The 22,240-nt window shown below is 63.0% G+C and carries 21 protein-coding genes; 14 read left to right on the top strand and 7 right to left on the bottom strand.

The genetic code is table 11. The features are described 5' to 3' along the window. Positions 1–129 precede the first annotated feature (129 nt). The 3 genes from AC2ETI_RS01510 to AC2ETI_RS01500 are packed head-to-tail and all read right to left on the bottom strand — an operon-like array spanning position 130 to position 2,991. Positions 130–729: a CHAP domain-containing protein gene (locus AC2ETI_RS01510; RefSeq protein ID WP_446836811.1), complete on the bottom strand. Its 600-nt coding sequence runs from the start codon at positions 727–729 to the stop codon at positions 130–132. A gap of 14 nt (positions 730–743) precedes the next feature. Continuing rightward, positions 744–2,315, bottom strand: coding sequence for an MDR family MFS transporter (locus AC2ETI_RS01505; protein ID WP_020969565.1), 1,572 nt, complete (start codon positions 2,313–2,315; stop codon positions 744–746). Positions 2,316–2,358: 43 nt separating this feature from the next. Next, a complete protein-coding gene (locus AC2ETI_RS01500) occupies positions 2,359–2,991 on the bottom strand; it encodes a TetR/AcrR family transcriptional regulator (protein WP_024487257.1) in 633 nt (210 codons plus the stop codon). 113 nt (positions 2,992–3,104) lie between these two features. Here AC2ETI_RS01500 and AC2ETI_RS01495 point away from each other — a divergent pair, with 113 nt between their 5' ends. The 4 genes from AC2ETI_RS01495 (at position 3,105) to AC2ETI_RS01480 (ending at position 6,500) form a co-directional block, all read left to right on the top strand. Further along, a complete protein-coding gene (locus tag AC2ETI_RS01495) occupies positions 3,105–3,464 on the top strand; it encodes a zinc ribbon domain-containing protein YjdM (RefSeq protein WP_020969567.1) in 360 nt (119 codons plus the stop codon). A gap of 101 nt (positions 3,465–3,565) precedes the next feature. Further along, positions 3,566–4,597, top strand: coding sequence for an ABC transporter substrate-binding protein (locus AC2ETI_RS01490; protein WP_446836812.1), 1,032 nt, complete (start codon positions 3,566–3,568; stop codon positions 4,595–4,597). A 51-nt stretch (positions 4,598–4,648) separates the two neighbouring features. Continuing rightward, positions 4,649–5,068, top strand: coding sequence for a DUF1622 domain-containing protein (locus AC2ETI_RS01485; protein ID WP_007728052.1), 420 nt, complete (start codon positions 4,649–4,651; stop codon positions 5,066–5,068). Positions 5,069–5,099: 31 nt separating this feature from the next. Next, positions 5,100–6,500 (top strand): DUF2252 domain-containing protein, encoded by a 1,401-nt coding sequence (locus AC2ETI_RS01480; RefSeq protein ID WP_153211198.1) that lies wholly within the window; start codon positions 5,100–5,102, stop codon positions 6,498–6,500. 4 nt (positions 6,501–6,504) lie between these two features. Here AC2ETI_RS01480 and AC2ETI_RS01475 read toward each other — a convergent pair whose 3' ends face one another. The 3 genes from AC2ETI_RS01475 to ypfJ form a co-directional block, all read right to left on the bottom strand. After that, positions 6,505–7,221 (bottom strand): SRPBCC family protein, encoded by a 717-nt coding sequence (locus AC2ETI_RS01475; protein WP_019748353.1) that lies wholly within the window; start codon positions 7,219–7,221, stop codon positions 6,505–6,507. Between the two features lie 2 nt (positions 7,222–7,223). Further along, positions 7,224–7,835 (bottom strand): ArsR/SmtB family transcription factor, encoded by a 612-nt coding sequence (locus AC2ETI_RS01470; RefSeq protein WP_021332959.1) that lies wholly within the window; start codon positions 7,833–7,835, stop codon positions 7,224–7,226. Between the two features lie 76 nt (positions 7,836–7,911). Continuing rightward, complete coding sequence (gene ypfJ / locus AC2ETI_RS01465) at positions 7,912–8,835, bottom strand: KPN_02809 family neutral zinc metallopeptidase (protein ID WP_446836814.1); 924 nt, start codon at positions 8,833–8,835, stop codon at positions 7,912–7,914. A gap of 163 nt (positions 8,836–8,998) precedes the next feature. Between ypfJ and aspS the strand changes: the two genes are divergently transcribed. The 3 genes from aspS to AC2ETI_RS01450 all read left to right on the top strand — a co-directional run bounded on the left by aspS (position 8,999) and on the right by AC2ETI_RS01450 (position 13,164). Continuing rightward, positions 8,999–10,807: an aspartate--tRNA ligase gene (gene aspS, locus AC2ETI_RS01460; RefSeq protein WP_019748356.1), complete on the top strand. Its 1,809-nt coding sequence runs from the start codon at positions 8,999–9,001 to the stop codon at positions 10,805–10,807. A gap of 18 nt (positions 10,808–10,825) precedes the next feature. After that, the gene (locus tag AC2ETI_RS01455) at positions 10,826–11,791 is read left to right on the top strand and encodes a DUF389 domain-containing protein (RefSeq protein WP_019748357.1); all 966 of its coding nucleotides are present in this window, start codon (positions 10,826–10,828) and stop codon (positions 11,789–11,791) included. Between the two features lie 191 nt (positions 11,792–11,982). After that, on the top strand, positions 11,983–13,164 hold the full coding sequence (locus tag AC2ETI_RS01450) for a protein kinase family protein (RefSeq protein WP_024487255.1): 1,182 nt from the start codon (positions 11,983–11,985) through the stop codon (positions 13,162–13,164). Between the two features lie 71 nt (positions 13,165–13,235). On the opposite strand, the gene AC2ETI_RS01445 is transcribed toward AC2ETI_RS01450, so the two are convergent. Then, entirely contained in the window at positions 13,236–13,616 is a 381-nt protein-coding gene (locus tag AC2ETI_RS01445) for a nuclear transport factor 2 family protein (RefSeq protein ID WP_019748359.1), read from the bottom strand. A gap of 123 nt (positions 13,617–13,739) precedes the next feature. Between AC2ETI_RS01445 and AC2ETI_RS01440 the strand changes: the two genes are divergently transcribed. From AC2ETI_RS01440 to AC2ETI_RS01410, 7 genes are all read left to right on the top strand, one after another. Next, positions 13,740–15,152, top strand: coding sequence for a replication-associated recombination protein A (locus AC2ETI_RS01440; RefSeq protein WP_446837475.1), 1,413 nt, complete (start codon positions 13,740–13,742; stop codon positions 15,150–15,152). A 77-nt stretch (positions 15,153–15,229) separates the two neighbouring features. Beyond that, positions 15,230–17,902, top strand: coding sequence for an alanine--tRNA ligase (alaS, locus tag AC2ETI_RS01435; protein ID WP_019748361.1), 2,673 nt, complete (start codon positions 15,230–15,232; stop codon positions 17,900–17,902). A 2-nt stretch (positions 17,903–17,904) separates the two neighbouring features. Next, complete coding sequence (gene ruvX, locus AC2ETI_RS01430; protein WP_151532193.1) at positions 17,905–18,438, top strand: Holliday junction resolvase RuvX; 534 nt, start codon at positions 17,905–17,907, stop codon at positions 18,436–18,438. Then, on the top strand, positions 18,435–19,745 hold the full coding sequence (mltG, locus tag AC2ETI_RS01425; RefSeq protein ID WP_019748362.1) for an endolytic transglycosylase MltG: 1,311 nt from the start codon (positions 18,435–18,437) through the stop codon (positions 19,743–19,745). Before ruvX ends, mltG begins: the two co-directional genes overlap by 4 nt. Further along, positions 19,735–20,574, top strand: coding sequence for a shikimate dehydrogenase (locus AC2ETI_RS01420; RefSeq protein ID WP_256064594.1), 840 nt, complete (start codon positions 19,735–19,737; stop codon positions 20,572–20,574). Before mltG ends, AC2ETI_RS01420 begins: the two co-directional genes overlap by 11 nt. An 80-nt stretch (positions 20,575–20,654) precedes the next feature. After that, on the top strand, positions 20,655–21,293 hold the full coding sequence (locus AC2ETI_RS01415) for a prepilin peptidase (RefSeq protein ID WP_483633475.1): 639 nt from the start codon (positions 20,655–20,657) through the stop codon (positions 21,291–21,293). 225 nt (positions 21,294–21,518) lie between these two features. Further along, entirely contained in the window at positions 21,519–22,217 is a 699-nt protein-coding gene (locus AC2ETI_RS01410) for a S1 family peptidase (RefSeq protein WP_020907692.1), read from the top strand. Positions 22,218–22,240 lie beyond the last annotated feature (23 nt).

The raw sequence follows: 22,240 nt of genomic DNA, 5'->3' as shown, positions 1-22,240 counted from the left end.
GTCGACGACGGAAACACTGAATTATCCGAACAATGTCGATCAGTTTGCACCAATCAACGGTTGAACCAATTCGGAAATCTCACCGCTCGCAACAATCAAGTTTCATCACGCAAAGACGGCGGGGGTGGCTCAGATGACGCCGAACCCGACGATCCCCGGGACTTCCGACGGGACGATGCGATGGAGCATGACCTTGTTGTTCTCGTTGCCGCCGACGGTCGTCAGAGTGCCGCCGTCGTTGACCAGAACGACGTTGACGTGTTGGCCGAAGGGGCTCGAGTCGCCGTACAGGATCGTGTCGCCGACCTTGGGCTGGTAGTCCTGACCGTAGGGGACAAACGCGTCGACGGACTCGTAATACTCCTGCAGCGTGTACACCCCGGGGATGCGCCACGACCCTGAGTTGGGGTTCGAGAACGGCGTGCCGATCTGGTTCATCGACCAGCTCACGAAATCGGCACACCACGATTCTTCGACACCCTCGGCGTATTTGGTGCCGGGACTCCCTGACTCCCACTCCTGCTCGAGGACGCCCAGTAGCGCACTCTGCTGAGCGCTGAGAATGCTGTGGTCGACGGCCGGGAACGAATCGAGATTCTCGCCGGCAAGAGCGTCGTCGCCGCGCGCGAAGCACCACAGTGCGCCGGCGACAACTACGACCACCACAACGCTGAATACGCCCAGAACAGCGAGAGTGCGTCTGGGCGTATTCGGTGCGTGCGACATCACGCCACGATAGTCAATTACTCGAGCGGGGGTGCCGAGCGATCGATCGTTGTCGCGAGTGGCTTCTCCTTGACGAAGAGCAACAGGACAACTGCCGCGATGACCAAGGGGACGAGGTACAGGAAGATCGGCGCCAGCGCGTCGTTGTACGCACCGACGATGATCTCGCGAACCTGGCTGGGCAACTTCCAGAGGATTCCCGGGGTCAAGGAGTTCTCGTCACCACCGACCGCGCCGCCATTCGCCGGGAGTCGCTCGGCCAGGAGATTGGTCAGACGCGAGGCGAACAGGCTGCCCACGATCGCGCTGCCCAACGACGCACCGATCTGACGGAAGAAGTTGTTCGACGCGGTGGCCGTTCCCACTTCGGCCGCGGGGAAGGTGTTCTGCACGATCAAGATCAAGATCTGCATGACGAGGCCGAGGCCGATACCCATGAGTGCGATGTAGCAACCGAAGACCAGCAGTGAGGTCGACGGCGTCAGACGTGAGAGCAGGACAAGAGCGACTGCGACGATGGATGTTCCGACGATGGGGAAGATCTTGTAGCGGCCGGTCTTGCTGACGAGCTGACCGGATCCGATGGAGGCGACCAGCAGGCCTGCCATCATCGGAATCATCATCAGTCCTGCTTCGGTGGCGTTCTTACCGGTCACCATCTGGATGTAGGTCGGCAGGTATGCGAGCGCACCGAACATCGCGATGCCGATGATCAGACCCGCGACCGTGGTCAACACGAAGTTTCGTTGAGCGAACAGGTGCATCGGAATTACCGGTTCGTCAGCACGCTTCTCGACGAAGACAAACGCCACTGCGGTCACGATGCAGCCGATGATCAACCCGATGATGACGCCTGACCCCCAGGCGTAGGTGTTGCCGCCCCAGGTGGTGAACAGGATCAGACAGGTTGCGGCCGTTGCGACGAGGACCATTCCCAGATAGTCGATGCGAGGTTTGCCGAGGTTCGGCTTCCGCAGGTGAAGGAATGCCATTGCGCTCGCGATTGCGAGGAGCCCGAGGGGGATGTTGATCCAGAATGCCCAGCGCCAGCCGATGCCCTCGGTGAACCATCCACCGAGAAGGGGGCCGGCAACCGAAGCCAGTGCGAACACGCCGCCCATCGCACCCATGTACCGGCCGCGTTGCCTGGCAGGGACGACGTCGGCAATGATCGCCTGGGACAGCAGGATCAATCCGCCGCCGCCGAGTCCTTGCACGGCTCGACCAGCGATGAGTGTGGTCATGTCGTGGGACAGACCGCCGATCACCGAACCGACGATGAAAATGCTGATGGCGCCGATGAAGAGGCCCTTGCGCCCGATCAGGTCACCGAGTTTTCCGTACACCGGCATCATGACGGTCGAGGCGAGGATGTATGCCGTCGTCACCCAGACCATGTGGTTGACGCCGTTCAATTCACCCACGATGGTCGGGAGCGCGGTGCTGAAGATCATCTGGTCGAGCGATGCCAGAAGCATCGTGATCATAAGCCCGACAAAAACGAGGATGATCGACCGTTTGTCCGGCGCGGCCTCGGTATCGGTATGCGTGCCGTCGGGCTCGACGGTCGCAGCTTCTCGAGTGGACATGTAGTTCCTTAGTTGAGTGACAGCTGGTGCGAGAGAGTGTGGATCAGCTCTCGGACCTGAGTATTCGAGCCATCAGGAGTAGTGCCGGATCAAGCAAGTCGGTTCTGGGGCTTGCCCGTTCACTGTTCTGCCATTTTCGGAAGACGTAACGCATCGCGGCGCCTGCGGTGATGACCGTTGCCGTGGCTTCGTCGGCAGCGGCTGTATCCGAGTGCAGGCGGCGATACTCGGTTCTGTGCGACAACTCCCGCGTGAGGATCCGGGTGAGCGTGTCTTCAAGATCGTGGAAGGTGGCCAGATGTTGTTGCAACAGCGTGGGATGACGTTCGAACAATTCGCGTCGATGCGCGAGCAGATCGGGTCGCTCGTCGACGATCTGCATCGCCGCCTCGAAGACCGCGAGGGCGCCGCGCAGCGGATCGTCCGGGTGCTCGCCGATGAGCGTGAGCATGGTTGCCTCACTTGGCACGACGAGCATGAGCCCACCGATCGCCGCGTCCTTGGTGGGGAAGTAGTTGAAGAACGTGCGGGTCGACAGATTGCAGGCCTCGCAGATCTTCTCGACGGTCACTTCGTCATAGCCCAGGTCGAGGACGAGTTCGACGGCAGTGTGCTCGATCAGCTGCCTCGTCGCAATTCGTTTTCGTTCGCGCAATCCGAGAGTTTCGGTTCCCATTTCATCCATAATTGCACAGAGTGCAAAGTTTCATCGAATGCAATATTTCGCCCAAGAATGCCTCATGAAATGCAAAAATGGGGATCGGGTGCCTGGTGGATAGGATGAACCGCGTGGAAGACACCTTGCCCCCTTGCCCCGAATGCGCCGGCGAATACACCTACGAGATGGGCGCGTTGATGGTCTGCCCGTCCTGCGCGCACGAGTGGGCGCCGACCGATAGTGCCGGCGAGGACTCGGGTGTGGTGAAACTGGGTGTGGTGAAAGATGCCGTAGGCAACATCCTTGCGGACGGAGACACGGTGACGGTCGTCAAGACGCTCAAGGTGAAGGGCAGTCCGACCGGCATCAAGTCAGGTACGAAAGTGCGCAACATCCGCCTTGTTCAGGGCGTTGGCGACCACGACATCGACTGCAAGGTCGACGGCATCGGACCGATGCAATTGAAGTCGAGCGTCGTCAAGAAGGTGTGACCGGACAGCGATAGATGTCGGCTCGAAATCCTGTTCAGTTTCGACGGTTCGATAGCCACAATCGAGGAGATCTTCGACCGCTCGAACGAATGGACCGAACTGTGCCGAACTCGATCTGCCTGGCGCCCGCACTCGATAACACCACACTCGATACAGACGAGCAGTGGGAACGCATCGTCGATGCGCTGACACGCAGGGGATTCCTCGGCGCCGGGCTCGGTGTCGCGGCTGCGACATTGCTGGCAGCGTGCAGCAGCGACGAAAACGGCTCGGCGCCAAGTGGTCTCGTCACAGTGCAGGATGAGACGGGCAGAGTCGAGATTCCGTCGGATCCGCAGCGAATGGTCATCGCCCACGTCAGCGCCATGGCGACGGTCCTCGACCTCGGTGTGCCGCCGGAGAAGATCGTCGGCGGCTTCTTCGGTCTCGAAGGGGTGGGCGGCGACGCGGTGTTGCGCACGATGCCGGAGGCGGCGAACATCCCGAACCTCGGCACGGCGGGAACGTGGAACAAGGAAGCGATCATCGGCGCGTCGCCGGATCTGATCGTCATGCTCCTGACCGCCGGAAATGCTTATGCGGCAAAGTCCTACGACGAACTCTCTGCGACCGGTGTTCCAGTGTTCGCCGGCTTCAACGGGTACCTCACGTGGGACGAGATGAAGAAGTTGGTCACCTCGATGGGCGTCGCGGTCCGACGGGAAGAAGCTGCTGCGGAATTGAACGCGAGAACGGAAGAGCGCCTCCTCACAATCAAGGATCGGCTCTCGGCCCTCGGCTCGCTACCGTCGGTGACGCTGCTGCGTACCGGCGAAAACGGTGTCGTCTACAACCAGGTCGACGCTCTTCTCGATGCTCTCGGGTTCCCAGGCGATCGAGCTACATCGGAGGAGTTCACCCGCACACTCACAGCGGAGCAACTCGATCAGGTGACCAGCGACGTGATCATCGTGGGTGCATTCCAGGACCAGCAGGACGTCCGCGCGCAGTTGGCAATGAACCCGCTCTGGGAGCGTCTTCCCGCTGTCCGCTCGGGGACCATCCATTACGTCGACGACAGCCTGTGGGGCTCGGGCTATTCTCCTCGCGCGACCGAGCTGCGACTCGACGATATCGAGCGGATCTTCAGCTGACTCCGTCGTGTCACCTCGACTTATCGGTGCATTACCTCGAGAATCATGATCATGGACAAAATCAGGTTCTTCGAGCTTGTCACCGAATGGTTCGAAGTACTCGGTGTTGTCGCCATGGTCCTCGGGTTCGTGTTCGCATTCGTGATCGCGGGGCGCGCCTGGAGTCGAACGCGCGACGGTAGTTCAGCGTTTCGCACTCTGCGCGAGACGATGGGTGCGGTCATCCTTCTCGGGCTCGAGATCCTTGTCGCCGCTGATCTGGTGAAGACTGTGACGTCTTCACCGTCGCTGACCGACGCCGCAGTTCTGGGCATGATCGTTCTGATTCGGACCGTGTTGAGCCTGTCGATTCAGATCGAGATCGACGGGGTACTTCCGTGGCGCAAGGCGTTGGTGTCAAGTCCGGAACTCCTGGTACGCGCAGCGCGCGGATCAGGAGGCCGAACGACGCCCGACGCGTCGAGTTCGTAGCGATAGCCGTTGCGAGTGAAAGGTCGGGCAGATGACAGCAGTGCGTACCGAGCATCCCACTGTCGACGAGAGGCGGGCGCGCGGCCGCCAGGCGCGTAGAGATACGCCATTGGCCGCGCTCGCGGATCTGACAGAGAGTGACCGCGATCCGATATCACTGCTGGAATTGCAGGCGAAGTCGCGGGTACAGGACCTGGTGCCCATCCGATACGGGCGCATGTCGGCGTCCCGGTTCTCGTTCTTCCGTGGTGCTGCCCTGGTGATGACGGACGACTTGTCCCGAAGCCCTGATTCCGGCCTGAACAGCCAACTCTGCGGCGACGCACACCTGAGCAACTTCGGTATCTATGCGACGCCCGAGCGAAAGCTCGCGTTCGACATCAACGACTTCGACGAAACGTACCCGGGGCCGTTCGAATGGGACGTGAAACGGCTGGCCGCCAGTTTGGCGATCGCAGCGAAGGACAACGGATACTCCGGCAAAGAGCGTAAGAAGATCGTTCGCGGGTGTGCGGCCGAGTATCGCGAAACCCTGATCGCTCAGTCAGGATTGGGGAACCTCGCAGTTTGGTACGCGCACATCGCACCCGAAGACGGACTGGAAGAACTTCGCGTCGATTTGAAGAAGCGAATGCTCGAGCGGACCCAGGCGACGTTGGACAAGGCTCGTCGCCGAGACAGCGCTCAGGCTGCCGGCAAATTCACCGAAATCGTCGACGGGAGAAGGCGGTTCATCAGTGACCCGCCGCTGATCGTGCCGGCAGAGGAATTGTTCGCGGGCACCGACCTCACTCAGATCGAGGAGTTGCTACGTCAGCGCGTTCGTTCCTATCGAAGCACGTTGCAGTGGGACCGTCGGGTGTTGCTCGAAAGCTTCGAGATGACGCACATCGCGCGGAAAGTTGTCGGTGTCGGGAGCGTCGGAACGCGCGCGTGGATGATCCTGATGAAAGGCGTCGACGACGACGATCCGTTGATCCTGCAGGTCAAGGAGGCGCAGCCGTCCGTTCTCTCGGCGTACGTCGATGGCCCCACCTTCTCCAACGAGGGCGAACGAGTAGTGAACGGGCAGCGCCTGATGCAGGCCACCAGTGACATCTTCCTGGGGTGGGAGCGCGGACCGGGACTCGACGAGGATGAGCACGACTTCTACATCCGCCAACTTCGGGACGGCAAGGGATCAGCGGTCATCGAAACCATGAAACCTGAAGGGATGGAACTCTACGGGCGACTATGCGCGAGGGTCCTGGCCTATGCGCATGCTCGCTCGTCCGATCGGATTGCGATCGCCGAATATCTCGGTGACGGAACCGAATTCGATTTCGCGATCGGGGAGTTCGCGGCTGCCTACGCCAAACGCAACGCACGCGATCATGCCGCTTTGCTGACCGCGATCGACGACGGTCGCGTGTCAGCAGAGCGGGGAGTGTGACGACTCAGGCGAACACGCCGTCGAGCCAGGCCTGCCACGCTGTCGTTGCTGATCCACCGTCAGCGCCCTCTGCGAAGAGGTGATGGGCCGCGTCGACGGTGCCGCCGAAGGCGTTTCGTCCGTAGAACCGCAGCAATGCGTCCTCGGTACGCAAGCCGATGAACCAGTCGTTGATGTAGTCGACAATCGCGTCGACGGTTCCGATTCCGGGGACTTCCACCGACGTGGCGTCACCGACAGCGGTGCCCGAGGTGATTCCGAGGGCGCTGCGAAGCGTTCCCATCGCTTGCGGCGAGGACGAGGATTCCGGGCCTTCGGCCGAGACATAGGTGACGGGTTTGCCGGCGAAGTACCGCACGTATTGGCCGAGACTGTGCAGGTAGAAGTCCGTGTGCTTACTCGCGCCGTCGTACTGGTTGTCCCAGTCCTCGGCAAACACTCCGGCGTGGACGTAGCGGACAACGGCGGTGCTCTCGTCGCGGGCCTCGACGACGTACTCGAGGTTGTTGAACCAGCCGTCGGGGCCTTGCATGTGGATGGCTAGCTCGCGGGGCGGCTCCCACGTCGCGATGATCGGGCTGTCCGGACTACTGCCGTCCGCAGGGATTTCGAGCGGGGACGGGAACATCCAGCCGGCCGTCTCTGCCGAGATTGCGGCCCAGATCTGCTCGGGAGTTCCGGGGACGACCACCTCGCGGCGGATTTCGAATTTCTCGGACATCGCTACTGCTCCGTTTCGGGTGTGGTGACGTGGGGTGTGGTGAGACTGGGATGCAGGGCGACAACCAAGCGGTGTTTGCGCCCGGCTTCGGAATTGCCGTCGTGGTATTTGGCCACGAGTGAGTTGACCGACTCGCCGAGTTCGCCGGCGAAGGCGGCGCGGTCGGCCGCCGTGGCAAAGGTGATGTCGCTGTCGATGGCAAAGGACGCCAACGGTTTTCCGGCCGCAGTTGCGCCGGCGATCAGTTCGCCGACCTCTCGGACGATCCGCGCCGCGAGAGTGACGAGCCAGCGCGCCGAGAGCTGATCCGGGAACCGGCTCGGGTCCGGCGCGAGCGCGGACATTGCAGCGGGGGAGATGACGTACGACGCGGCGCTGGCCTGCATGATCCGCTCCGTCATGTTTCCCCGCTTGCGCTCCTCGACGAGTTCGACGAGTCCGTGTTCCTCGAGAGTGCGCAAGTGGTAATTGATCTTCTGGCGCGTCAAGCCCACTCGGGGTGCCAGCGAGGATGCTGATGCCGGGACTGCCAGTTCAGCCAGAATCCGTTGGCGGATCGGATCGAGCGAGGCCTCGGCAGCTGCGGGACGATCGATGACTGCAACTTCCAACATGAGAAAACCATCCCACCGACAACCAAATCTGTCAAGACAGAAAAAATTGTCGGCGGGATGGTATTTCGGAGGTTCTCTACCGCTTCAGATCGGGCGGATTGTTCAGATCCCGCGCCGAGTACGTGTCACACGACGAAATCTGGCCGGTCTGGTATCCGGTCTTGAACCACGCCTGCCGCTGTGCGGAGGAACCGTGTGTCCAACCTTCGGGGTTGACCCGACCGGTCGTGGACTTCTGGATGCGGTCGTCGCCCACCGATGACGCCGCCGAGAGGGCGTCCCGAATATCGCTCTCGGACAAGGGCTTCAGGAATGGTTGACCGGTCGCTTCGTCGGGAATCGTGTCCGCAAAATGTGCCCAGACGCCGGCGTAGCAATCGGCCTGGAGTTCGGTGCGAACCGCGCCGGACTGCTCGCCCTGTGGGTCAGCTTGCGCGCGGCCGATGTCGCCGAGCTGATTCTGGATGTGATGTCCGAACTCGTGAGCGACCACGTACTCCTGTGCGAGCGGTCCGGCACTGGAACCGAAACGGTCGACGAGCAATTGGAAGAAGCTCGTATCGAAGTACGCCGTTTGGTCCGCCGGGCAGTAGAACGGACCGACATCACTCGACGCCTGGCCGCAACCGGTGTTGACCGAACCGCTGAACAGGATGACTTCGGGTCGCACGTATGCCGTGCCGGTCTGCTTGACCAACTGCTGTTCCCAAACGTCGTCGAGGCTTCCGACGGTCAGTGTGACGCGGCAGTTCACATCGGTGTTTGCCTGAGCGCCGGTGCACTCGTCGACCGACGACAGTCCGGTCGACGAACTCGAAGTTTCGGTGGACGTGCCTAGTAGTGAGCCGGGGTCACCGCCGAACAACAGCGCCAGGATCAGAACGATGATGCCGCCCGCGCCACCGCCGATCGCGATCTTGCCGCCGCGGCCACCGCCGCCCCCGCCGCCTTGAACCTGAACGCGTCCCGCTTCGCCGCGGGCCCCCTCGTTGAAGGTCATCTATGTCCGCTTTCTGCTGTCGTGAACAAGTGCTTGCCGTCACTTCTGGAGATAGCTTCGCATGCGATGCGGGTCCGCGTTTCCGCTCTGCGCAGTTCGCTCCGTAGGATCGCAGGCAAAGTAGTCGGTCATCGGTTATTGGAAGTAGTTCGAAAGGAATCCCGTGCTGCGCACACATCTCGCCGGTTCATTGCGACCCGAGCAGGCAGAGCAGACCGTAACGCTCACCGGTTGGGTAGCCAGGCGTCGTGATCACGGCGGAGTGATCTTCATCGATCTCCGTGATGCATCCGGAGTTGCGCAGGTAGTTTTCCGGGCAGGTGACGTGGCCGAGCAGGCGCACCGTCTGCGCGCGGAATACTGCGTTCGCGTAACCGGAACGGTCGAGGTTCGCCCCGAGGGCAACCAGAACTTCGAGATCCCCACCGGAGCAATCGAGGTCAACGCCACCGAACTCGAGGTTCTCAACGAAAGCGCACCGCTGCCGTTCCAGCTCGACGATCAGGTCGGCGAAGAAGCACGCCTCAAGTACCGATACCTCGACTTGCGTCGTGAAGGGCCCGGATCCGCAATTCGCTTGCGTTCCAAGGTAAGTGCCGCAGCGCGCGGCGTTCTCGCGCACCACGAGTTCGTCGAGGTCGAGACTCCGACGCTCACGCGTTCGACGCCAGAGGGTGCCCGTGACTTCCTCGTACCGTCACGCCTGCAGCCCGGTAGCTTCTACGCACTGCCGCAGAGCCCGCAGCTGTTCAAGCAGCTACTCATGGTCGGCGGCATCGAGCGCTACTACCAGATCGCGCGTTGCTACCGCGACGAGGATTTCCGCGCCGATCGTCAGCCCGAGTTCACTCAGCTCGACATCGAGATGGCTTTCGTCAACCAGGACGACATCATCCTGCTTGCCGAGGAAATCCTGACGGCGCTCTGGAAGCTCGTCGGCCACGAGATCAAGACGCCGATCGACCGCATGACCTACAACGAGGCAATGCGTCGTTACGGCAGCGACAAGCCGGACCTGCGTTTCGGTATCGAACTCGTCGAGTGCGCGGAGTTCTTCAAGGACACGACCTTCCGCGTCTTCCAAGCCGAATACGTTGGCGCCGTCGTGATGCCCGGTGGTGCAAGCCAGCCGCGCAAGCAGCTCGATGCCTGGCAGGAGTGGGCGAAGCAGCGCGGCTCCAAGGGCCTGGCGTACGTGTTGGTCGGTGAAGACGGCACTCTCGGTGGTCCCGTTGCCAAGAACCTGACCGACGCCGAGCGCGAGGGCCTGGCCGCTCACGTCGGAGCCCAGCCGGGTGACTGCATCTTCTTCGGAGCGGGCGCGACCAAGTCGACGCGCGCTCTCCTCGGCGCTGCCCGTGGTGAGATCGCCCGCAAGAAGGATCTCATCGATCCCGACGCGTGGGCCTTCGTGTGGATCGTCGACGCTCCGATGTTCGAGCCGACCGCCGACGCCACTGCATCCGGTGACGTTGCTCTCGGCCACTCCGCCTGGACCGCCGTGCACCATGCGTTCACGTCGCCGAAGCCGGAGTTCTTCGACACGTTCGACACCGATCCGGATTCCGCTCTCGCCTACGCCTACGACATCGTCTGCAACGGCAACGAGATCGGCGGCGGCAGTATTCGTATCCACCGCAAGGACATTCAGGAACGAGTGTTCAAGGTGATGGGTATCTCCGAGGAAGAGGCGCAGGAGCAGTTCGGCTTCCTTCTCGACGCCTTCGCCTTCGGCGCGCCTCCGCACGGCGGAATTGCTTTCGGCTGGGACCGCATCACCGCTCTCCTCGCCGGCATGGATTCCATCCGTGAGGTCATCGCGTTCCCGAAGTCCGGTGGCGGCGTCGACCCGCTGACGGATGCTCCGGCACCGATTTCTGCGCAGCAGCGCAAGGAATCGGGTATTGATGCGAAGCCCGAGAAGAAGTCAGAGGACAAGAAGTCCGAAGGCGACACCGTCGAAGCCAAGTAGAGCCGACACCGGATCGCCATGCTGCATTTGCGGGTGATCTGCCCGACCGAGCGCACCGAGCAAGTTCTCGGTGCGCTCGCGTCGCAGCGGGGCGCGACACACATCGTCGTATTACGTGATGTCGCGGTTCATCCCGCCGGCGACATGGTGGAGGCCGACGTCGCCCGTGAGGCGGCCAACGACGTCGTCGATGCTCTGACCGCTCTCGGCGTCGCCGAGGACGGCGGAATGACGCTCGTACCAGTCGAGACGGTGTTGTCGGCGGCGGCGCGCAAAGCTGAGCGCGACGTGCCGGGTGATCCCGCGGATTCCGTCGTGTGGGAGGAATTGCTGTCCCGCACTCGGGAAGAATCAACTCTCAACGGATTGTTCGTCGCGTTCCTGACGATCGCATGTCTGCTCGCGGCAATCGGCGTTGTCACCGACTCTCAGATCACGATCGTGGGCGCCATGGTCGTCGGCCCGGAGTTCGGGCCGCTGGCCGCGCTGGCTGTGGCACTCGTACGGCGGGATCGACGGTTGCGTCGACGTTCGATTCTCGCGCTCGCCGTCGGATTCCCCATCGCGATGGGCGTGACTCTCGCCGCAACGTTCGTGGTGAAGTTCTTCGGGTGGATGGACGTCGTGAGTCTCGAATCGCTCCACGAGGTCGATTTCGTCTACAAGGTCGGGCCCATCTCGTTTGTCGTCGCGCTTCTTGCCGGTGCGGCTGGAATGCTGGCACTCGTCTCGTCGAAGTCCGCTGCCTTGGTCGGAGTGTTCATCTCCGTCACCACGGTTCCTGCCGCCGGTTTCGCGGTGGTTGCGGCAGCAAACGGAGAATGGCGGATCGCCGGGTTGTCGTCGCTGCAACTGGCTGTCAACCTGGTCGGGATCGTCACTGCCTGCGTGCTCGTCCTCTGGGTCAGAACCCGGGCCGACGAGGAATTCGAAGCAGCGTTGAAAGGCATTTCTCGATTTGTCGACGAGGACAAAACTCCATGACATCGCCGGTTCGGAGTTCTGCTCACCGACAGCAGAATTCTCGCGAGAACTGTGTGCCGGTGTGGCGATTAGGGACTTTTGTCATCACCGCAGGTAGGCGGCAATTTCTGTCGCTGTGAGAGCTTGAATTCGCCGCTGTGAGTGGATGAGCTGGGCATGATCGGAGTCACTAACGGGTAAGTTGGTCGGTGATGACCGCATTACTGGCAGACCCCGTTTCCGAAGTCGTCGCAGCTGCTGAGCAGTTGCTGACACGCCGCACAGGGGCACCCGTAACCCTGGTGGATCCAGTCGATCTCGGGGGGAGTGGCCGCACCGTCGTGCTACGCGTACGTGTCGCCGAGAACCCGTTCTCGCTGCCTCGAACGCTGGTGATCAAGCAGGTCCGCGACAACTTCCAGGGAGCCACCAAAACCGCGATTGCGCTCCCCGCCGCGTCCGAAGGTGACTTCGACGTCGAGACCGCTTTCCTTCGTGAAGCGGTGTCGTATCAGTTCGCCAACGCGCTTGCCAAGGACGCACGCCCCGGCGCCGAACTGTTGGCGTCCGACCTCGATGCTCGCCTCTTGATCCTGAGTGATCTCGGCGACGCCACCGCAATCAGCGTCCGACTCGAAGACTCCGACCCGGACACCGTCACTCACACGCTGATGGCCATGGCGCAGGCCATGGGGCGCATGCACGCCGCGACCGTCGGCCGTGAGGACGACTTCACCGCACTGCTGCGTCGAGCCGAGGTCGCCCATTGCTCCGATGAAGTGGCGGATCAGGTGGGACGCGCAGTGGCCGGTGTTCCCGCGATGTTGGTGGAAAGTCTCGGCATCGATGTGAGTTCGGACATTCTCGAGCAGGTTCAGCACGCGCAGACACTGTTCAGTGGCGGTCGATTCCGCGCCTTCAGTCCGTCGGACCTGTGCCCAGACAACATCATCGTCAACGACGACGGCGTGCAGTTCCTCGACTACGAGTGGGGTGGCTACCGGGACGCCCTCCTCGACATCACCTACGCGTTGGTGTCGTTCCCCGGTTGCCTGTGCAACATCGACCTGACCGAAGAGCGGGCGTCGGCGATGGTCGATGCCTGGCGGGCCGAGGTCGTCGGGATGTGGCCGGCCCTGGCCGACGAGGCCGAATTGGGGCGCAGGATCGTCGAGGCCCAACTCATCTGGGTCTGGCTCAGCACCTATCTGTACCTGCCCGAGGATCATTCACGTATCGCCGCTGTCCGCGAGCACTATCTCTCGATTCCACGGGCCGACGCACTGGTGGGACGCTGGGCAAGACTCGCGCGTTCGGCGAAGCTCGCCGGCAACGACGCCGTCGAGGCACACGCCCGCGACGTCGTGGCGGCGCTGCGCACCGAGTTCAGTTGAGTTTCTGACTGATCACACGCAGAAGGGCGCCCGTGCATGCAGCACGAGCGCCCTTTTTCGGTCGAGTCCGCTCAGTTGTCGGAGACCAGATCGTTCTCGGACAGGTCCGTCGCCGCGAGCGCCGTCGCCAGATCAGGATGGCGGAACGTCGACGTCACCTGGTCGGCCACGACTCGGAAAGCCGAGGCCAGGGTCGCGGACTTGTCCGGTTCGGCCGCCCACGTTGCGGTCTGTTCGACGACGACCACGCCATGGTGGACGTACATCTTCCCGGGGACGAGCGTGATGCCGGCGTTGGTGGCCCACTCGCGCAGGGCAGCGAGTCCCTGGCTCGCGCCCTTGGGGCCGCCTACCTCGATGTCGTCACTCGACAACTGCAGAAGCGTGTCGATGTCTTGGGAGTTGAGTGCATCGTGCCACGCGAGGACGGTGGCGATCTCGGAGGTGCTCATGGCGACAACGCTATTACAGCGCCTTTGCCGAGGACGTGAGGGCTGGCGGAACTGCGGGTTGTGTCAAGCGTCGGTGGTCTCTAGTAGCGTCGATTCGTGAGCGATTGGCAAGCGGAAGACAGTGTGGGGGCGAAAGACGGCGTGGTGGCGGAAGACGGCCTGTTCGAGGCAACTCCGGAGGAATCCGCGATCGTCGACGAACCCGATGTCGTGTCTGTCGCCGAGCGCGCGTTGTCCTCGGTGCCGCCTGGTGCTCCTCTGGCCGTCCGCATGCGCCCCCTCACTCTCGGTGAAGTTGTCGGTCAACAGCACCTGCTCGGCCCTGGTGCTCCGCTGCGCAGAATGGTCGAGGGGTCCGGCGCTGCATCGGTACTTCTGTACGGACCTCCCGGCACCGGCAAGACCACGCTCGCGTCGTTGATCTCGGGCGCTACCGGCCGTCGGTTCGAGGCATTGTCTGCCCTGTCCGCCGGCGTCAAGGAAGTCCGCGGTGTCATCGAACTTGCCCGCCGTCGTCTGCTGAACGGCGAACAGACCGTCTTGTTCATCGACGAGGTCCATCGTTTCTCCAAAACCCAGCAGGACGCCTTGCTCGCCGCGGTCGAGAACCGGATCGTGCTCCTGGTCGGCGCGACCACCGAGAACCCGTCCTTCTCGGTCGTCTCCGCGCTGTTGTCGCGCTCGTTGGTCCTGCAACTGCAATCGCTCACCGCTGCGGATGTCCAGGAACTGCTCGAGCGTGCGGTCGCCGACGAGCGCGGGTTCGGGGGAGCGATCGCGATCGACGACGACGCGATGGAACACCTCGTTCGTCTGGCGGCCGGTGACGCACGCCGAGCCCTGACGGCACTCGAGGCCGCTGCCGGAGCTGCACTGGACACGGCCGGTGACTCTTCGGGCCCAGTGGTGCTCGACCTAGCGACCGTCGAGGCCAGTGTCGACAAGGCCGCGGTTCGGTACGACCGTGCCGGAGATCAGCACTACGACGTCATCAGCGCCTTCATCAAGAGCATTCGCGGCTCCGACGTCGATGCCGCCCTGCACTACCTCGCTCGGATGCTGACCGCGGGCGAAGACCCTCGTTTCATCGCGAGGCGTCTGGTGGTTCATGCCAGCGAGGACATCGGCATGGCGGACCCGATGGCGCTGCAGACTGCCACCGCCGCTGCCCAGGCAGTGCAGCTGATCGGTATGCCGGAGGCTCGTCTGGCGCTGGCACAGGCCACCATTCATCTGGCGACGGCTCCCAAATCGGGTGCGGTGATCGCCGCTCTCGGTGCGGCCATGGCCGACGTGGCCGCCGGAAAATCCGGACTGGTACCGCAGCATCTGCGTGACGGGCACTACAAGGGTGCCGAGCAATTGGGCAACGCAGTCGGATACAAGTACCCGCACGACACACGTGATGGTGTTCTGCGGCAACAGTATCCACCGGACGATCTGGTGGGTGTCGACTATTACCAGCCCACCGCACACGGCAACGAGCGAGAGATCGCCGATCGGGTGAGCAAACTCCGCCGAATCGTTCGTGGCTGACGCCTGCCAGGTTCCACCGGTCGACGCGTTAGTCTGGACACCCATAGCTCGACGCTCTTGAAGGTAAGGACCGGTTAGTGCAAACCCACGAGATCCGCAGGCGATTCCTCGACCACTTCGTCAAGGCCGGCCACACCGAGGTGCCCAGCGCCTCGCTGATTCTCGACGACCCGAACCTTCTGTTCGTCAACGCGGGCATGGTTCCGTTCGTGCCGTTCTTCCTCGGGCAGCAGACGCCGTCCTATTCGCGCGCGACGTCTGTGCAGAAGTGTGTCCGCACCCTGGACATCGAAGAGGTCGGCATCACCACCCGCCACAACACCTTCTTCCAGATGGCGGGCAACTTCTCCTTCGGTGACTACTTCAAGAAGGAAGCCATCTCCCACGCCTGGCAGTTGCTGACAGGTTCGGTCGAGGACGGCGGATACGGCATCGATCCCACGCGCTTGTGGGCAACCGTCTATCTCGACGACGACGAAGCGTTCTCGATCTGGCGCGACGAGGTCGGTGTGCCCGAAGAGCGCATCCAGCGCCGCGGCATGAAGGACAACTACTGGTCCATGGGCATTCCCGGACCGTGCGGCCCCTGCTCGGAGATCTTCTACGACCGCGGCGCCGAGTACGGCGTCGAGGGTGGCCCGGAAGCCGACGAGGATCGCTACATCGAGATCTGGAACCTCGTGTTCATGCAGAACGAGCGCGGCGAGGGCACCAACAAGGGCGACTACCCGATCCTCGGACCGCTGCCGAAGAAGAACATCGACACCGGCATGGGCGTCGAGCGCGTTGCGTTCCTCCTGCAGGGCGTCGAAAACGTCTACGAGACAGACCTTCTCCGCCCCGTCATCGACAAGGCTGCCGAGCTGACCGGCAGCGTGTACGGGACCGATCACACTTCTGACGTCCGTTTCCGCGTCATCGCCGACCACGCACGCACCGCCGCGATGTTGATCGCCGACGGTGTGAACCCCGGCAACTACGGCCGCGGATACGTCCTGCGCCGGTTGCTGCGTCGTATCGTGCGCTCGGCCAAACTGCTCGGCAGCGAGCAGCCCACCATGCGCGAGTTCATGATCGTCGTCCGCGACACGATGGCGCCGTCGTACCCGGTTCTGGAAACCGACTTCACGCGCATCGAGAACGTTGCCGTCGGTGAGGAGACCGCGTTCCTCAAGACGCTGGCGTCGGGTTCGGCCCTGTTCGAGAATGCTGCCGAGACGGTCAAGTCGTCCGGAAAGTCGGTCATCGCCGGCGATCAGGCGTTTGCACTGCACGACACCTACGGCTTCCCGATCGACCTCACGCTCGAAATGGCATCCGAGGCCGGTCTCACCGTCGACGAAGACGGCTTCCGCACGCTCATGGCCGAGCAGCGCAAGCGCGCCAAGGACGACGCTCAAGCGCGCAAGCACGCGCATGCGGACCTCACGGTCTACAAGGAACTGCTCGATCGAGGTGCCACCGAGTTCACCGGTTTCGACGAGCTCGTCTCCGAGGCTCACGTCCTCGCACTGATCGTCGACGGTGTCCGCGTGCCGGTTGCGAAGGCCGGTCAGGACGTCGAGGTAATCCTCGACCGCAGCCCGCTCTACGCCGAGTCCGGTGGACAGATCGCCGACATCGGTTCGCTCACCGCGCCGGGCCTCGAAGCCAAGGTCAACGACGTGCAGAAGATCGCCAAGAAGGTCTGGACGCACAAGGTCACGGTGCAGAAGGGCGAGATCACCGAGGGCGACGTCGTGCTCGCGCACGTCGACGCCGAGTGGCGCAAGGGTGCAACCCAGGGGCACTCCGGTACCCACATGGTGCACGCGGCGCTGCGTCAGGTGCTCGGCCCCAACGCGGTGCAGGCGGGCTCGCTCAACAAGCCGGGCTACCTCCGCTTCGACTTCTCCTGGCAGGGTGCGCTGTCCGACTCCCAGAAGCAGGACATCGAGGCACTCACCAACGAAGCCGTGGCGTCCAACTACGCGGTCAACACATTTGTCACGGATCTCGACAAGGCCAAGGCGATGGGTGCGATGGCACTCTTCGGTGAGAACTACGGCGACGAGGTTCGCGTTGTCGAAATCGGCGGTCCGTTCTCGATGGAACTGTGCGGCGGTACTCACGTCGGAAGCTCCGCCCAGATCGGTCAGGTCACGCTGCTCGGTGAGCAGTCGGTCGGCTCCGGAATCCGACGCGTCGAGGCGTACGTCGGTTTGGACTCCTACCGCTACCTCGCCAAGGAACGCGCTCTCCTCGCCGGACTCTCCTCCTCACTGAAGGTTCCTTCGGAAGAGGTACCCGCCCGCGTCGAGGCGCTCGTCGAGCGACTCAAGGTGGCCGAGAAGGAACTCGAGCAGACCAAGGCCAAGGCTGTGCTGGCGTCGGCAGGCGAGTACGTCGCCAAGGCCAAGCGCATCGGTAGCGTCCTGGTCATTGCCGAGCCTGCTCCCGCGGGAGTCGGCGGCAACGATCTGCGCAGCCTCGTCACGGACATCAAGGGCCGACTCGGCTCCGAACCCGCCGTCGTAGCTCTCCTCGGTGACGTCGACGGCAAGGTCCCGTTCGTGGTCGCATCCAGCAAGGCGGCCCAGGGTCTCGGTGTGAAGGCCGGCGAGCTTGTCGCGTCCTTCGGTCCCAAGATCGGTGGCCGCGGCGGCGGAAAGCCCGACATGGCCCAGGGCTCGGGTTCGGACTCTGCCGGAATCCCGGCGGCGCTCGATGCGATCCGGGACAGAGTCGGAGAGCTGGCGGGCGGCAGCTGACGGTGGTGGCTACGCAGCAGGGTCCCGATCGCCCCGGCATCGACGACCCTGGTCGCGGGCGGCGCATCGCCATCGACGTCGGCAGTGTTCGCATCGGCGTCGCGTCAAGCGACCCCGACGGCATCCTCGCGACACCGGTGGAAACGGTTGCACGCTCGAAGGAGCGTGGGCCCGACGCGCCGGATATCCGGCGCATTATCGCCATCGTGTCCGAATACGAGGCCGTTGAGGTTATCGTCGGACTGCCACAGACGCTGCGCGGTGAGCAAGGTAAAGCCGCCGGTATCGCGACTGCATTCGCCAAACGACTGCAGCGGGCCGTCGAACCGATCCCGGTGAGATTGTCCGACGAACGACTGACGACCGTCACGGCTGCGCGCAACCTCCGCGAAAGTGGAGTCAAGGCACGCGGCCAGCGGCCGATGATCGATCAGGCTGCGGCGGTGGAAATCCTGCAAGGCTGGCTGGACGAGCGGAGTAGAGCTGTGAAACCAGGGGAGTCGTCGAAGGACGCTGCACTGGAGGGCGATCTGTGAACGCGCGGTGGGATGAGGGCGGCGGAAGCCGGCCCACCAGTTCGTTCGACTTCGACAACGACGAGACCATGGTCATGCGTGCGTTGCCGCAGAATATCGATCCGCCGCATATGTCGCGAGCGGAGGCACGCAAGCAACGCGAAGCGCGCAACAAGCGCGCCAAGCGAGGTAAGAAGGTTGGTGTTCTCGCTCTCCTGGTGTTGGTGATCGCGGTTCTCGGTGTCGGTGCCTACGGTGCCCTCTGGTACATGGATCGCAACAAGGCCGCGGAGGACTTCGCCGGCCCGGGCGGCGCACCCGTGGTCATCCAGATCAACAGTGGAGAAACCGCATCGGAGATCGGTGCGACGCTGGAGGCGAAGAACGTCGTCGCGAGTTCGGCTGCTTTCTACAACGCTGCGATCGCCAATCCGTCGGAGATCCAGAAGGTACAACCCGGCTTCTACCAGGTGCCGGTGCAGAGTAGTGCCGCGAGCGCACTCGACAGTTTGGTTGCCCCGGACTCCCGTGTCGGCAGTGTTGTCATCGCCGAAGGGCGTCAGCTGCACGACAGTTCGGACGCGCAGACCGGCTCGCTCAAGAAGGGCATATACAACCTGATTTCCGAGGCGAGTTGTGTCGGCCCGGTTTCTGCTCAGAAATGTGTCTCGACAGACGAATTGAACACTGCGGGAGCATCTTCCGATCTGGCTTCGCTCGGTGTGCCGGACTGGGCGATGTCGTCGGTCAAAAGTGTTCCGGACAAGGATCGTCAGCTCGAAGGTTTGATCGCCGCCAGCAGTTGGGATTTCGATCCCACTGCGACGCCCACCGAGATCCTGCGTTCGTTGGTCGAGGGCAGCGCCGCCAAGTACGAGGCCACCGGGATCCTGACAGCAGGCAGCGGAGTCGGAATGTCGCCGTACCAGTTGTTGGTTGCAGCGTCGCTGGTCGAGCGTGAGGCATTGCCTGGCGACATGGCCAAGGTCGCGCGGGTGATCGTCAACCGACTCGCAGTCGATCAGCCTTTGCAGTTCGACTCCACGGTCAACTACTCACTCGACACCACCGAAGTTGCCACGACGGATGCCGACCGTGAGCGCGTCACCCCCTGGAACACGTACGCAATGCCCGGTCTGCCTGCGACGCCTATTGCTTCGCCGAGCATCGACGCGCTGAAGGCCGTGGAATCGCCGGCGGCCGGTGACTGGTTGTACTTCGTCACGATCAACAAGGAAGGCCAGACGCTCTTCACCAAGAGTTACGAGGAGCATCTGGCCAACATCGAACTGGCACAGCAAAGTGGGATTCTCGACAGTGGACGGTAGTACCGCAACAGCACTCGAGACGCCGCGTAAGGCGGCAGTTCTCGGAAGTCCGATCGCTCACTCGAAGTCGCCGTTGCTGCATCTGGCCGCGTACGAGGCTTTGGGGCTGAGCGATTGGACTTACGAGCGGATCGAATGCACCGGCGAGCAGTTGCCTGCCCTCGTTGACTCACTCGGCCCCGAATGGGTCGGCCTCTCCGTGACGATGCCGGGCAAGATCGCGGCACTCGAATATGCCACCGAACGCACACCGCGAGCGGTGACCATCGGCTCGGCCAACACCTTGGTTCGCATCGAGGGCGGTTGGCGTGCCGACTGCACGGACGTCGACGGAGTCAGCGGTGCGTTGATCGCCGGCGGTGTCGGCGATCTCAGCGGGACTTCGGCGGTAGTTGTCGGCGCGGGAGGCACCGCGCGTCCGGCGCTGGTCGCGTTGGCCGACATGGGAGTTCGGGCAGTCACCGTGGTCGCGCGTGATCCGGGACGTGCGTCCGGGGCCGTCGAATGCGGCGGCGCGGTCGGGTTGGACATTGATCTGGTCACCTTCGACGACGCACGGCTGGGCGGGATCTGTGCCGAATCCTCGGTCTTGGTCAGTACCGTTCCCGCGGATGCGGCAGCGCCCTTTGCTCAGCAATTGGGAAAGGCGCGATTTGTCCTCGACGCGATCTACAACCCTTGGCCGACGCCACTCGCTTCGGCTGTCGAGGCGGCTGGTGGCACAGTGATCGGTGGCCTCGAGATGTTGCTCAATCAGGCCTTCGGGCAGGTAGAGCAGTTCACGGGCAAGCCCGCTCCGCGAGAGGCGATGGCAGCCGCTATCGCTTAGCTCTGTTCACAGTGTCGAGGTAGTCCACAAGACGATTCGTAGTGTGCCGCTGGTGAACGGCAGACACCAAGCTCGAAACCATGTGGACGTTGGTGGTCTTGGCAGGCTCGGGGGTAGTCGCTGGCGCCGGTGCTCGGGCGATCGTCGACAGTTGGTTGCGGCGACACGGTTATCGACCATCCGTGACTCGCTGTTGTGCGCCGCAGTGCGCTGTCGCCACAGGTTGGGTGGTTGTCGGCGCACTGAATACCTCGGTGGTGCAACTGATCTCAGGTCTTGCCGTGGTGTGGTGGTGCGTCGCAATCTCGACTGTCGACCTGGCTGTGCGCCGGCTGCCCAACAGTTTCACGCTGCCGAGCTACGTCGTCGTGATGGTCTACGCGGCGGCGTCGGGAACGGTGTGGGTTGCTGCGGTGGGATCGGCACTGCTCGCCGGAATCCACCTCCTGGCGCACGTGATGTCGCCTGGTTCGATGGGTCTCGGCGATGTGAAGCTCTCTCTTCCGCTGGGCGCTCTGACCGGATTGGTGGGCGCTGACGCCTGGCTGTGGTCGTTGGTGTCTGCGTCGGTGCTCACCGCAACCCTGGGTGTCGTGATCGAACTGCGAAAACTGGGCCGGCGACAGTCGGGGCCGGTAGCCCACAATTCGCCCATCGCGCACGGTCCCTCAATGTGCCTGGCAGCCTGCGGTTCGATGGCGTTTGCCTGGTTGACGTGACGAGTGCAACATCCGCGGAAAACCTTGCGTTATTGACTATTCAACGACGGACCGTGATCTGCAGGAAAGACGTAACCGTCGGTTTCATAAAGGCGGGTATCGCAGGCGCGCAGTCCCAGCATGCGGCGAGTCGGACTTGCCGAATGTCCACTCCCTGACGTTGACTGAGGCTTCGGAAATGGGACAAAACGAATCTCGTTTCGCACTCGATTATCGGGGGAACCTATGCGCACAAGGCTTTTCGTCGCTGCGGCAGCCTGTTTGGCGGCTGTGGCTGCAGGGGCGGGCGTCGCCGGCGCCGCGCCTGCACCTTCGTCGGTGGCACTGGGCGGGGGCTCAGGAATCCTGCTGCCGGACGTGGATCATTCCGATCCGGAGCAAGTTGCGGCGTGCACGTTGACCGCGGTCGGATACGACAACGCCGGCTCGCTCGTGGCACTCACCGCCGGACACTGCGGAGTTGTCGGGGACCGGGTGTTCGCCGAATACCTGCCCGAAGCCGGCCCCATCGGTCGGTTCTCCTACTCGAGTCCGGTCTCGGATATCGCGGTGATCGATCTCGACGACGCGAAGGTAGCCCCGCTACGTACCGTCGGCGGCACGACGATCAACGGAATCGGCGCTCCGCCGGCACCGGGCACGATCGTGTGCAAGGAAGGCCGTTCGACCGGCAACACGTGCGGTATCACCTGGGGCTACGACTCCGTCTACGGTGAAATTGTCGAGCACACGTGCTCGATTCCCGGAGACTCCGGTGGACCACTCGTCGTCGGCGATCGCCTGGTGGGCTTGATCAGCAACGGCTTCGAACCGTACTGCTTCGAGCCGCTCCCGCCGCCGTTCCATGCTCCCGACAACTCGGCAGACATCAACATCGGTTTGGCTGACATCAATGCCAACGGTGGAGGATTCCGCCTGTTCTAGGCCCGCAGGAACCTCTGAGATGG

This window comes from Rhodococcus sp. MurmanLake-1 (assembly GCF_056945715.1).
This window is presented reverse-complemented; position numbering and strand designations above follow the sequence as displayed.